The sequence below is a fragment of the Paeniglutamicibacter quisquiliarum genome, assembly GCF_019084045.1.
GTDB lineage: Bacteria > Actinomycetota > Actinomycetes > Actinomycetales > Micrococcaceae > Paeniglutamicibacter > Paeniglutamicibacter quisquiliarum.
In genome coordinates this window covers 1-12870 of sequence record NZ_JAHRED010000016.1, presented here as the reverse complement: position 1 = coordinate 12870, position 12870 = coordinate 1, and the positions used below count along the sequence as shown (strand labels likewise).

11 protein-coding genes are annotated in these 12870 nt (G+C 64.0%); 4 read left to right on the top strand and 7 right to left on the bottom strand.

Annotated elements, in window-relative coordinates; all coding sequences use genetic code 11:
• Positions 1–76 precede the first annotated feature (76 nt).
• Positions 77–1123, bottom strand: a complete 1047-nt coding sequence (locus KRR55_RS19445) for a PDDEXK nuclease domain-containing protein (protein WP_217390972.1) — start codon at positions 1121–1123, stop codon at positions 77–79.
• 506 nt (positions 1124–1629) lie between these two features.
• Between KRR55_RS19445 and KRR55_RS19440 the strand changes: the two genes are divergently transcribed.
• Entirely contained in the window at positions 1630–2559 is a 930-nt protein-coding gene (locus KRR55_RS19440; RefSeq protein WP_217390971.1) for a PaaX family transcriptional regulator, read from the top strand.
• On the opposite strand, the gene KRR55_RS19435 is transcribed toward KRR55_RS19440, so the two are convergent.
• Genes KRR55_RS19435 through KRR55_RS19420 form a run of 4 tightly spaced genes read right to left on the bottom strand, consistent with a single transcriptional unit; the run spans position 2483 to position 6070 of the window.
• Entirely contained in the window at positions 2483–3826 is a 1344-nt protein-coding gene (locus KRR55_RS19435) for a carboxylesterase family protein (RefSeq protein ID WP_217390970.1), read from the bottom strand. The genes KRR55_RS19440 and KRR55_RS19435 overlap by 77 nt on opposite strands.
• 14 nt (positions 3827–3840) lie before the next feature.
• Positions 3841–5076, bottom strand: a complete 1236-nt coding sequence (locus KRR55_RS19430; protein WP_217390969.1) for an acyl-CoA dehydrogenase family protein — start codon at positions 5074–5076, stop codon at positions 3841–3843.
• An 8-nt stretch (positions 5077–5084) separates the two neighbouring features.
• Entirely contained in the window at positions 5085–5543 is a 459-nt protein-coding gene (locus tag KRR55_RS19425) for a nuclear transport factor 2 family protein (RefSeq protein ID WP_217390968.1), read from the bottom strand.
• Entirely contained in the window at positions 5543–6070 is a 528-nt protein-coding gene (locus tag KRR55_RS19420; protein ID WP_217390967.1) for a cupin domain-containing protein, read from the bottom strand. Before KRR55_RS19420 ends, KRR55_RS19425 begins: the two co-directional genes overlap by 1 nt.
• A 230-nt stretch (positions 6071–6300) precedes the next feature.
• Here KRR55_RS19420 and KRR55_RS19415 point away from each other — a divergent pair, with 230 nt between their 5' ends.
• Positions 6301–6798, top strand: coding sequence for a flavin reductase family protein (locus KRR55_RS19415; protein ID WP_336245173.1), 498 nt, complete (start codon positions 6301–6303; stop codon positions 6796–6798).
• Positions 6799–6987: 189 nt separating this feature from the next.
• Positions 6988–8334, top strand: a complete 1347-nt coding sequence (locus tag KRR55_RS19410; RefSeq protein WP_217390966.1) for an MFS transporter — start codon at positions 6988–6990, stop codon at positions 8332–8334.
• 420 nt (positions 8335–8754) lie between these two features.
• On the opposite strand, the gene KRR55_RS19405 is transcribed toward KRR55_RS19410, so the two are convergent.
• Positions 8755–10326, bottom strand: coding sequence for an AbgT family transporter (locus KRR55_RS19405; RefSeq protein WP_254456432.1), 1572 nt, complete (start codon positions 10324–10326; stop codon positions 8755–8757).
• Positions 10323–11594: a metal-dependent hydrolase family protein gene (locus KRR55_RS19400; protein ID WP_217390965.1), complete on the bottom strand. Its 1272-nt coding sequence runs from the start codon at positions 11592–11594 to the stop codon at positions 10323–10325. The genes KRR55_RS19405 and KRR55_RS19400 overlap by 4 nt, the downstream gene beginning before the upstream one ends.
• 117 nt (positions 11595–11711) lie before the next feature.
• Here KRR55_RS19400 and KRR55_RS19395 point away from each other — a divergent pair, with 117 nt between their 5' ends.
• Positions 11712–12713, top strand: a complete 1002-nt coding sequence (locus KRR55_RS19395; protein WP_217390964.1) for an Lrp/AsnC family transcriptional regulator — start codon at positions 11712–11714, stop codon at positions 12711–12713.
• Positions 12714–12870: the final 157 nt, after the last annotated feature.

The window sequence follows — 12870 nt, the reverse complement described above, 5'->3', positions numbered from 1 at the left end:
CTTTCGTCATTTCTCCGCCGATTTTTCTGGGTGACCTGCACCGTTCGGAGACGTGTGTGGTGGCTCCTTCAAAGCGTCACGCGTCGGGCAGGATCTTCGGATCGTGCTCGAGTGCTGCGGTGATGGCATCCGGGGACGGAAGGGTCGCTTTCTCATCGACCGGCAGGGCCTCGTACGTGTAGGACGTCACGGCCAGGGGCTGGGCGGAACCGTCCAGGGCATAGCGCACGGTGCGGTCGTTCTTGGACCCGCACACCAGGATCCCGACGGTCGGTGCCTGCCGGGGCAACCGGAGCATGTCGTCGACGGCAGCGACGTAGAAGTTCAGCTGTCCCAGATGCTCGGGCTTGAACTTGCCGGCCTTGAGCTCCACCACCACGTAGCGGTCCGAAGGCACGTGGTACAGCAGGAGGTCCACGAAGAAGTCGTCCCCGTCGACATCCAGGTGATATTGGCGCCCCACGAAGGCAAAGCCCGGCCCGAATTCGGCCAGGGTCTGAGACAGGCGCAGCGTCATGGCCTCCTCCAGGGCGTGTTCTTGGGCTTCCTCGGTGAGTCCCAGGAAGTCCAGCACCAGGGGGTCCTTGGCGACCTCCCGCGCCAGGTCTGTGCCTTCGCCCGGCAGCCGTGCCTCGAGGTTGTTCGGGGCCGCACCGGTGCGGGTGTGCAGGGACGTGCGGATCTGGTGCTCCAGGACGGCCACCGACCAGCCATGCTGGACGGCCCGTGAGGCGTACCAGCGACGCAGTTCATGGTCGTCCAGCTTGTTCAGGAGCGCGACGTTGTGACTCCAGCTCAATTGTCCAGACGGCGTCTGGACAATTGGTTCCTCGCCGTTCCAGGCCGCGGCGAAGGCACGCATGTTGTACACATTGGTCCGGGAGAATCCCTTCATATGAGGGAACTCCGCGCGCAGGTCGTGGGCGATCCGGTCAAGGACCTTGCTCCCCCATGGCTGGCCATGCTGGCGCTGAAGGATGGTGCGGCCAATGTTCCAGTACAGCTCGATCATGGCGGTGTTCACGACGCGCTGCGCGCGGTGCTGTGCTTCCCGTACGAGGTCTTTCAGGGTGGTGAGTGCGTCGGAATAGTCCCCGGGAAGGTCAGGCTCGAGCTCGGTCATGGTTCAACCCTAGTTGGAGGCACCGACGTCCCGGCCCAATTGTCCAGACGCCGTCCGGACAATTGGCGGACAAAGGGCCTGACCCCATCAACTGACAAGATAATTATTGGCAGGGGTTGCCGCGGACGGGCTGAGCGGGGGCAATGGGCACTTTCTGATCGGGAAGCCACGTCCGGCGCCGTGTGGATTCGAGGAAATATACGGTAGATGTGGGTACTCCCGCCACGTCTACCGGAATGGTCTAATCGCCGATAACCGCACTCCTGTCGCACGATGATGCTTTCCCGTCCATCGGGGAATCTGCTCAGTGATCCGGCTTGGGATGGGGTCGCGCTCCCACGGTTTCCTGGGAGATATGCCAGTCGGCGGAGGTGGCGCCAAATGCCTCGTTGGGTTCCGGACCAGCGCCCTTCGTTTGCGAGATGCCGGTCAGTCCGTGCAAGGATGGGCTGATTATGACCATGGACTTTGCGTTACGCATGCCTTCGTATTGATACGCTCGAAGTATGCGTGCAATTGAAGAAATCATTGCCGGTCGCCTGACCGGGGAGTTGGGGCAGGCTGCCCACCATCGTCATATCCTGACGGTCTTTGGTCTCTACGCGCGTCCGGCCGGTGTTCCGATCGCCGTGGCCGCCATCGTGCAATTGCTGCAGGATCTCGGTGCCGAGCCGGCGAGTGTCCGGTCGTCGATTTCCCGGTTGAAAAAACGCGAAGTGCTCATTAGCGAACATGTCAAGGGCGAGGCGGGGTATGCCCTGTCGCCCGCGTTGGAGGAACACATGCGCGTGGGCGACGAACGCATCTTCTCGCCTCACCCGGCACGGGTCTCCGATCCCTGGCTGCTGGTGTCGTTTTCGGTTCCAGAGGCCCAGCGTGGGCAGCGCCACAAGATCCGCAGCGGGCTGGCCCGGATGGGGTTCGGCGTGGTCGGTGCCGGACTGTGTGTTGCCCCGGGGAACGTCTACGACGAGGCCCTGGAATACCTGCAGGACAACGACCTGCTCCAATTCGTCGACTTTTTCCACGCCGACCATGGCGGGCCGAAGGAACTGCGAACCAAGGTGGCCCAGTGGTGGGACCTGGACAGCCTGGAAGCCCACTACCAGGAATTTATCGACAAGTACTCCGTGTTGCTGGGCAGATGGGGCGATCCGGCCCAGCAGACGGAAGCCGGCTCACGGGCGGCCTTCGGAGACTTCATTCGGATGGTGACCGATTGGCGCGCCCTGCCCTATCTGGATCCGGGCCTTCCGGCCGAGGCGCTGCCCGAATCCTGGAAGGGCGGCGAGGCGCGTTCCCTCTTCCTGGACCTGCGGGCGCGGCTCAGCCCGCTGGCGGGCTGGCACGCCCAGCGGGTCATCCATTCGGCGGGGGCTCCGGCCGGCCAAGGACGAACCCGGCAAGCCGCCGGCGCAGCACCAGCGACTGCCTAGCGAATTGCTCGGGGTCGGTGCCTTCGAGCATGGGCGCGTCGGCCCAGGCGCGGCGGGTTCCGAACCAGAACGGCAAGTCGAGGCAATGCCCGCCCATCAGCCCCGGCAGCGGGCTGCGCATGCTTAGTTCCATCAGCTCCGAAGCAAGTCCTCGCTGGCGGTAGGCGGCATGGAGTTCCGTGGGGAATCGCTGGAACTGGATCCACGATGAAATCGCCACCAGCCGCTCGTAGGGCCCCCGGGACCGGGTTTCCGCTGCGGGCGGCACGGCGCCGGGATCCAGGGCCGCGATCCAGTCCTCAACCATTTCATGGGTCACCGCACGCTCCGGATCCGAGGCGAAGAAGAACGTCGCCGTTTCATCGGCCGTGAAGCTGAGCAGGACCTCCTCGACGTGGCGGTGTTGCGCGCACCATGCGGGGTCAAGGAAGCGCCCGGGAATGTTCTCCGCTTCGCTGGGCAGGTACCCGGAGGCAGCGTGCCCCACGGGCCGCGGCAAGGCGGTTTCCTGCAGGGCGCCGGCGCCGGCCCTCAACAGATCCGGGATCCCGGCGTTTTCCATCGTCTGCGGATGCAGGAGCCGGGCCGCAGCATCCCTCACGGCACCGAGACGTTCGCGCGTCCACGGTTGGCGCGTGGCCATGCTCAGCAGCGCCACGCGGCGCATGAGCCCGCGCGCGGCAGGATCCAGGCTGAGCAGATGCACGTACCAGGCCCCTGCCGACTGCCCGGCCACCGTCACTTCGTCCGGGTTCCCGCCGAAGGCCCCGATGTTCTCCCGCACCCAGGCAAGGGCCAGTGCCAGATCCTGCAGCGGGAGGTCGGGTGTGTCCGGCGGCGCCAAGTGGGCCACGGGGCCCAGCCGGTAGTTCACCGTCACTACCACCATGCCCTCGGCGGCCAGCAACGAACCGTCATACCATTCGTTGGATCCTCCCCCGCCCATCCAGGCACCGCCGTGGACAAAGACCACGACCGGCGCTCCGATGGCATTTGCGGGTGCCCAGACATTGAGGAAGAAGGCATCCTCGGCCTGTGGATTGGGCTCGCCCGTTCCCATGGCTGCAGCCAGCCGGCTGCGGAGCTGGGGAAAGACGGGAACCCCGGCCAGCCGGTCGACATCAAGCTGGCCGGCCGCCGCGACGGGGGCGGCGAACCGTTCCCCTCCCGACAGCCGCGCATACCGGATGCCCAGCACGGAACGGATCCCCGCCTCGCTTGTCCTTTCCCTGAATCCGCCCGGGGCGACGGGGCTGGAGGTTCCCATCACGTGTCGTTGCCCTACAGCTTCGTCGAGATGTAGTCGGTCTCGGTCATGCCGTTGCCGTGGAGTTCATAGCCCATGGGTGCGGTAATCGAGGCGTGCCGTGTCCCGGTGTTGATGTCCCTCCACATGCGTCCCAGCAGGCTGTTTTCGGCAAAGGCCGCGGTCCCGTGCAACCAGCACAAGTCGTTGACCGCGTCCACCAATTCGTGGCCCGCGTGCCCGATCCCGCCGCGGTTCCGTGCGCGATCCGCCAAAGGAATGGGCGTGGTGCTTGCGGCCGCGGCGTCGATCTCGGCGGCGGAACGACGCAGCAGCAGCAGGGCCGAATCGATCTTCATGCTCGCCTGCCCCAGGTTCTGCACGAAGGCGCCCGAATCGATTTGGCGCTTGTACTGGGTGTAGGTGATACCGCGGGATTGGGCCTTTTCCGTGACGAAGTCCAGCGCCGCTGCCGCGGCCCCCAGCGACGCGGCCTGGATGGTAGTGGACATGGTCAGGTGCGGGGTGAGGCGCCGGGCAAAGGTCGCGTTTGGATCCTTTTCGTTCGCGTCCCCCATCAGCTGCTGGAACGTGATGACACGATCCCGGGGCACCCACAGGTCCCGGGTGGACATGGTGTTTGATCCCGAGCCGCGCATGCCGATGGTGTACCAGGTGTCCTTGACCTCGTATTCGCCGCGGCGCATCAATGCGAAGCCGATCTGCGGGGTTTCGCTTGTCCCGTCCTCGATGAAGAGGATGCCAATGGCCCACTCGGAGTGCGAGGAGTTCGAGGCGAACGGCCATTCGCCGGTGACCCGCCAGCCGCCTGCGTCGGGGGTTGCAGTGCCTTGCGGGCTGGCGAAGATCGAGGCCATGCGCACCGGGCCGTCGGCGAACACCTCGTCGAGGACCTCATCGGAGTAGCGGTTGGCCAGCATGACCGATCCGTTGGAGATGACGGTGCACCAGGCGGCGGCAGGGTCGTAGTACCCGATGGTGCGGGCGACCTCCAGGAGCATAGAGGCGCCGCCCTCGTGGCCCCCGTAGCGCCGCATGGCTGCGATGCGCATGGCCCCGATGGAATCCAAGGCCTCGATGGACTCATCGGACATCACGCGTTGCTGGTCGGCAACCACCGCGTTCTTGCGCAACAGCGGGCCGATCTCGTGGACGCGCTGGACCATGTCGGAGACGACCTGCGCCGAAGGGGCTTCGGCTAAGACCGCACGGGTGTCTTCGGTAGACGGGTTTACTGCTACTTGTGTCATTGCTCTGCCTAACCTTGGATGTTGGATCTTGCCAGGGGCGTGCGCAGGTCTTCTTCGCCGAAGGTTCGGCGGACCTCGTGGAGGTCCATGAATTCCTGGCACCGGGTGATGCGTCCGTCGATGACGGTCATGATGGTGACAATGTCGTTGTCAAAGAACAATCCGTCGCGGGTGGTGGCGGTTTCGCGCAGGTGGGTGACCACCGTGGACTGCCCGGCGTCGAGATACATGCCGCGGATTTCCATAGCGGCGCTGCCCGGCACGAACGTCGCCGCGAGTGTTCCGATCAATTCCTCGAAGAATTCATCCACCCCGCGATAGGTCCTTGCCAGGGAGGAGTGGTGACCCACGAGCGTCCATTCCACATCCTTGGCCAGCACCGCGCGGGCCGTTTCCGCGTCTCCTGCCGCCTGCGCTTCCCAGAACGTCCGCACCGCGAGCATTTGCGAGCCGGACGCGTCCTCCATCAGGCGCCCGTCCCCGTCGCCACCCCGGGCTCGGCCAGCAGCGTGATGTTGAAGTCGTCGCAGGCATTCTGCAGGCGCTGTTCCGTTTCCTCGTCCATTTCCCAGCCGCGCTGTGGCCCGGCGTAGTCCGCGGGGATGGCCACGGCGCGGAAGAACTTCTCCAGTCCGCCGGGTGCCGACATGACCAGCCATTTTGCTTCGATGTCGGGGCTGGCTTGGAAGGTGTGCGGGACGTCCTTGGGCATCAGGATGCAGTCACCGGGGCCAAGAGTCAGGCCGTCTGCTTCGGCGGCCCAGAACGTTACGGTTCCTTCAAGGATGTAGAAGATCTCGTCCTCGCCGACGTGTTCATGCAGCGGCGGTTCCGAGGCGAGCTTCGAGTGGGTCAGTGCCATCATGAATCGCCCGTCCGTCATTTCACTGCTGATGATCGGCTGGATCAAGTCGCCCAGGAACCACAGGTTTTCCCGCTCGGACTGGCGGACCACGCTCAGGCGGCTGGTCTGGCGCTGGATTTGCTCTGTCATTTTTTTGCTCCTTCATGGCGGGTGGGTGCACCGGCACCGTATGTTGTGACCGAAACTACTACGGTCGCAACATAAGTGCAATAAAGTTTTGTGAGCTGCGTCATATTGCCGCAATTTAGACGAACGTTCAAAAAGAGCTATACACGCTCGCTTTCATCTGGCAGGCTTCTGCTCACAGGAAGTTCCACCGAGCCCCGGCGGCGGTGGAGGAACCAGCCAAGGAGCAAAAAATGATCATGACATCCCAGTCCCTGGACTCGCAGGTCCTCCGCGAGACCTTTGCCCACTTTCCCTCAGGGGTTGCCGCGATGACGGCCGAGGTCGACGGCCTCGCCCATGCGCTTGTCGCCTCGTCGTTCACCGTCGGCGTCTCGCTCGAGCCGGCCCTGGTGATGTTCGCGGTCCAGAAGTCCTCGGGGACTTGGCCCATTCTCCGGCAGGCAACTCGCGTCGGAGTTTCCATCCTGGGACAGGACCAGGGCGCGCTCTGCAGGCAGCTCGCCAATCGGGACAAGGACGCGCGGTTCGCCGGCGTGGAGGTGCATCGCCTGGATTCAGGCGCCCTGCTGCTGCCCAACGCCTCCCTGTGGTTTGAATGCAGCGTCTTCGACGAACATCCCGCCGGGGACCACGACGTGGTGCTGCTGGAAATCCATGCCCTGCACCTCGACAAGCAGACCAGCCCGCTGGTGTTCCACGACTCCGCCTTCAGGCAACTCGCCGCATAACCACGCATCCCGGCGATCGGGCATTTCGATGACGATCGCCACCAAGCCGCATCGAACCCGCGGCCGGCGGCAAAGCGCCAGCACCCGCACGAAGCGTGATCCATCCATGGGATGCAGGTACCAGGCCGCGCCCTTTCCACGGAGCCCAAAAATCCCACCCGTCCGACGTCTACTCGCGAAGGCACCACCATGACTGAAACAACCACCACAGCGTTACCCGGCTCGTCCGACACTCCCATGGAGCGAAAGGAAAAGCGCAAGATCATCCTTGGCGTGGGCGTCGGCAACGCCCTCGAATGGTACGACTGGACCGCCTATTCCATCTTCGCCGCCTACTTTGCCGGCCAGTTCTTCCATGCCCAGGACCCCGTCACGGCCCTGCTGGGAACGCTGGCCATCTTCGGGGCCGGCTTCTTCATGCGACCCCTGGGCGGACTGTTCTTCGGCTGGTTCGCCGACAAGTACGGACGCCGCCACGCCATGAGCGTATCGATGCTCATCACCGCAGGCGGCAGCCTGCTCATCGGCATCTCCCCCAACTACCAAATGATCGGGGCCACTGCGGCAGTCTTCCTGCTCGCGGGCCGCATGCTCCAGGGCCTCGGGCACGGCGGCGAGGTGGTCTCCTCGTTCACCTACGTCACGGAAATGGCCCCGCGGCACTCCCGCGGCTTGTGGTCATCCTCGGTATTCGTCTTCGTCACCGTCGGCGTCATCGCCGCCACCCTGCTCGGCGCCGTCTTATCCTCGACCCTCGGCACCGACGCCGTGCGCGAGTGGGCCTGGCGGGTGCCCTTCATCCTCGGCGGCCTACTCGGCGTCTACGCCCTATACCTCCGCCGCAAGCTGGATGAAACCCCCATGTTCCGCGCCAAGGTCGAAGCCGCCGAGGCAGCCAAGGCCGCCGGGCTGGCAGCTCCGCGCACACGCGGGTTGGGACGCGAGATCTGGCGCCACCGCCGCGCCTGCCTGCGCATCGTCGGCCTGGCCGCCGGCGGCACCGTGATGTTCTACGTCTGGTCGATCATGGCCCCGGCCTTCGCCATGGGCCCGCTGAAAATGGACCCTACCCAGGTACTGTGGATCAGCACCGGCGCCAACGTCTTCTTCATGGCCTGCCTGGTGTTCTGGGGCTGGCTCTCGGACCGCATTGGCCGCAAGTTCAACTGGTACTTCTTCGCCATCGGTGCCATCGTGCTCATCATTCCGCTCACGCTCGTTCTCAACGGCGGACCCGAGGTCTGGCGCCTGGCCTGCTACATGGGCGTGGGCATGATCCTGATTTCGGCGCCAACGGCAATCATGCCCGCGACCTTCCCCGAGCAGTTCCCCACCCATGTGCGCGCAGTGGGCATGGGCCTGCCCTACTCAATCGCCGGGGCCCTGGCTGGCGGCACCGCACCTTACCTCCAGACGTGGCTGTACTCCCAAGGCAACCCACGGATCTTCGACATCTACCTGATGGTGCTCTGCGCATTCGTACTCATCGCAGCAATCGCCTCCCCCGAAACGAAGGGCAAGGACCTCAACGACTAGTCCGTGACCACGGGGATACCCTATTCCCGAATCTCACCCGGGGGAGGGCCACGCGGCCCTCCCCCGGGTGTTTGGTACACCGGTATTGGATGCCGCCCTCTCAGGGCAATTCGGATGACCATGGCCGGGTCACCACCCTGCTACCCACGGCAAGCGCGACAGCACGGATTGCTCCCCCAGGAATCGGGGAATCGACCGTGCCGATGCCGATATTCCGCCACAGAGGTTGCAATGCCTACTACGACTCGTTGATGATCGCCGATAACCGCACTTCTGTCGTTCAGAAATGATCCTCTTGCAGAATCCGCGGGATAGGTCTCGGTGAAGTGGCATCCCTGTCGTTGGCGCCATCGGCAAAGACGGGCAGGGCCGGAAAATCAACCGGCCCTGCCCGTCTTTACCCCGGGATGTCGGGAGACATCATCCGACCATGATGTCCATGCCCGGTCCCGTGCCCGTGCCGGTGATGAAGAACAGCGTCAGCACCAGCACCCACAGGACCCAGAATACGACGGTGAATGGCAGCATGCGGGCGATGATGGAACCGATGCCGGCTTCTGGCTCGTATTTGCGCAAGAAGCCCAGGATAATCACCAAGTACGGGTTCAAGGGAGTCAGTGCCTGGGTGGCGGAATCTCCCACGCGGAAGGCGGCTTGGACGAATCCGGCCTCGTAACCGATCAGGGCAAACATCGGAATGAACACCGCGGCAATCAGCGTCCACAGGGAGGATCCCGAGGATATCAACAGGTTCAGAATCGATACCACCACGATGAACGCGATGATGGCCCCGTAGCCGGTGAAGTTCACGTCCTTGAGCGTTTGCGCGCCCGACACGGCAACCCAGGACGCCAGCCCCGACCACGTGAACAGGGCGAGGAACTGGGCCAAGATGAAGGCCACCACGATGAAGGACACCGCGTCCTTCACTGCCTGTCCCATCATTTCCACGACCGACTGGATGTTGGTGATCAAGCGCAGACGTGCGCCGAAGACAATGGCCGGCGCCAGCACGACGCAGAACACTATGAAGATGACCGAGCTTAACAGGGGGGACTTGGGCAGAAACCCGCCGGTCTCGTTGCGCAACGGCGCACCGGCCGGAAGGGCCAGGGCCAGGATCAGCCCGACGACCACCAACAGGGCGATTCCTGCCCAACGCAGGGCCGACTTCTCCGCGGCGGTGACGTCCGTGCTGGCTTCTTCGGCTGCCGTGGCGTTGACCCCGACACCGGTGCGGTTCAGCCGCGGCTCGAGCAGTTTGTCGATGACTAGGCCGCCGGCCACCGTGAGGACACCGGCGAGCACGATGTTCAGCAAAAGGTTGGACACCGCAGTGACCGGCAGCACCAGCCCGGCGACCGGGACTGCGGCGGCGTTGGAAATGCCGGCCAGCAAGGCGTCGGTCGACGTGACGAACGGGGTGCAGCTGAAGGCGGCAATGCCCACGGCATAGGACCCAAGCAGGCCCGCGACCGGGTTGCGGCCTGCGGCTCGGAACACCAGGGCGGCAATCGGCGGGATGACCAGAATCGAGGCGTCGGACATGATGTGCGCGCACAACGCCACCAGTGCCATGACGTAGGGCAATGCCCAGGCAGGGGCGCGGCCCAGGGTGGACTTTACCAGCACCAGCAGCAGGCCAGTGCGTTCGGCAACACCCACGGCCAACAACAAGGTGACCACTACCCCAAGGGGCGGGAACCCGATGAAGTTCTGCACTGCGGTGGTCATCAGCCAAGTGATGCCCTCGCCGGTGAACAGGCCCTTGATCGCGGTGGGTCCTTCGGCACCGGGAAGCGTGGTGTTGACATTGAACCAGGACACCACCGTGGAAATGAGTCCCACGGCCAGGAAGAGGTACAGGAAGAGGGCGAAGGGCTCGGGCAGCCTGTTGCCCACGCGCTCAATGCGGTCAAGGGCGGCCGCTCCGAACTTCTTCTTCTCGCTGGAAGGCCGGGGCGCCGGCTTCTTGCCCATCAATGTGCTCATGCGCCTACTCCTGCGGGGACCGAGGTACGAAGGTCCTTAACCATCCGGCCCTTGGCAAAGACGATATCAATGTTCTTCGCATCGGCCAGCGCGTGGATGGAGCCCAGCGGATCAACGCCTGTCAGCACGATGTCTGCGTCCTTGCCGGGCTCGATGGATCCAACGCGGTCCTCCAATTGCAGCAGCTTTGCGGCGTTCAAGGTTCCGGCCACGAGCGCATCCATGGGGGACATGCCGAAATCGACCAAGTGTCCAAGCTCCGTCAGATTGATGCCGTGCTCGCAGACCCCGGCATCGGTCCCCAGCGCGACTTTGACCCCGGCGGAGATGGCCTTCGAGACGCAGCCGTAGAGCTTTTCCTGCAGGCGCAGCTTCTTTTCCACCGCATACGGGGCGGCCTTGGCCGGGTCCGGGGGGATGGTTCCTGTGCTCAGGGTGGGAACGAGGAAGCTGCCCTTTGCAAGCATCAATTCGATGGCCTTGTCATCGATTTCGTAGCCGTGCTCGATGCTGCGCACCCCCGCGACCAGGGCGTTGGAAATGGAACGCGCCGACTGGGCATGGGCGGCCACCGGTACGCCGTGGCTGCTCGCTTCCTCGACGATGGTTCGCATCTCGGCAATGTTCAGGCCGTCGTGCCAAGGGGTGTCGCGCGGGGACCAGACGCCGCCGCCCGCCATGACCTTGATGACCTTACCGCCCAGGCGCATGACCTCGCGGGTGTTGCGCAGCGCCTCGTCGACACCGTCGGTCAGGAAACCGATGTCCCCGTTGGGGGACAATGCCTCGCCCTGGTTGAATCCGCAGCAGGTGCGGAAGTCGCCGTGGCCGCCGGTGGGTCCCAGGGCGCGGTAGGCAAAGACGATTTCGGGACCCTCGATAAGCCCGCGTTCAATGGCAACCTCGGTCGCCATATCGATGCCGCCCAGGTCGCGCACGGTGGTGACGCCGGCATCGAGCGTGGCGCGCAGCAGCGGGATGGAGGCGTAGTAGCCAAAACGCGGGGGCAGGTGCAACATACCTGTGCCGCTGAGCTGGCCGGCGGGCATGGCCAAGTGGACGTGCGAATCGATGAAGCCAGGGAGCAGGAATTGTCCGCGCCCGTCAATGCGGACCGCATCGGTGTCCAGGATGGGTGTCTCGGCGTCCGGTCCAACCCACTGGATCTTGCGTCCACGCAAGACGACGGTGTGCATCTGTGCCGGGGCGGCACCCGTGCCATCGATCAAGGTTGCATGTTCGATCACCGTTTGTCGCTGCTGTGGCATCTTTCCTCCATGTGCTCCAGGTCATATATCGAACTAAACGCTAAGATGATGAGGCGCTTTTCTTTCAAAACGCACGAAAATGGTTATAGGAGCAAAAACTTGCAAGGAACTGACGGCATGTCCGAAAACGACATGGAACTCGTCAATGCGCTGCAATTGGCGCCGCGCGTGAGCTGGAGCGAGCTGTCCGTGATCCTGGGCCAACATGCCACCACCCTGGCCCGACGCTGGGAACGCATCACCAATGCAGGCATGGCGCGCATCTCGATTGCACCGGGGTCGGGCATGGCGGCACTGATGGAATTGGCATTCATCGAACTGACTTGCCGCAACAGCCAAGTCACCCAGGTGGCCGAAGACTTGTTTCAGGACCACAGGACCATGACGATCCAGTTCATTGCGGGATCCGCACATCTTCTGGTGACGGTCGCAGCCCCCGGGCAGAGCCTGGCCGACTTCCTGCTCACCACCATTGGCTCCCTAGACGGAGTGTTGCATTACTCGGTGCGAACCGTGACAGGCCAGCTAGTGGAAGCCAGCAACTGGCATTTTCGTGCGTTGCCGCCGGCTACCATGCGCAAATTGCGCCGGCTGGTGAACCCCCCGGAATCCCACGGCGGAGAGACTCATGTCGCGATGGATGAGATAGACCAGGAAATCGTGCGCTCCTTGAGCATCAACGGTCGCATGGGCTTCAGGGAAATCGCCCAGCGTGCCGGGATCACCCCACCCGCGGCGGCGCGGCGGGTCAACCGCCTCATTGGCGGCAACTACATCATGGTGCGGTGCGACATTGTGCGACAGGGGCTTGGCCAGAATGTCAGCGCCGTGTTCTGGGGGTCGATGTCACCCGAAGACATCTTGCTCGTGGGCCCCAACCTAGCAGCGGAACTGCCCGAAATCCGGATCATGACGGCGGTCACCGGCGCCAACAACATCCATATGGTGGTGTGGCTGAACAGCCCCTGGGATTCGCTCGCCGTCGAACGCAAGATCCTGCACGCGATTCCCGGACTGACGATCGATGACCGGCGCATCGTCTTGCGTACCTTTAAATACAACGGGGCGCGCATCACCGAATCCGGGCGATTTGGCGACGTGCTGCCCGTGGGATTCTGAGTTTTTTGCCTTCGCTCTACCCGCTGGGGCCTAGGGGTGTGGATCAGCAACCGGTCACCAGGCGCGCGTGTCGGCAGGAAGGTGCTTCTTTTCCGACCCCTTGGCTGGCCCCTTCGATGTAATATCGCAGGCCGGCCGGGTTGCGCCCCTCGGCGTC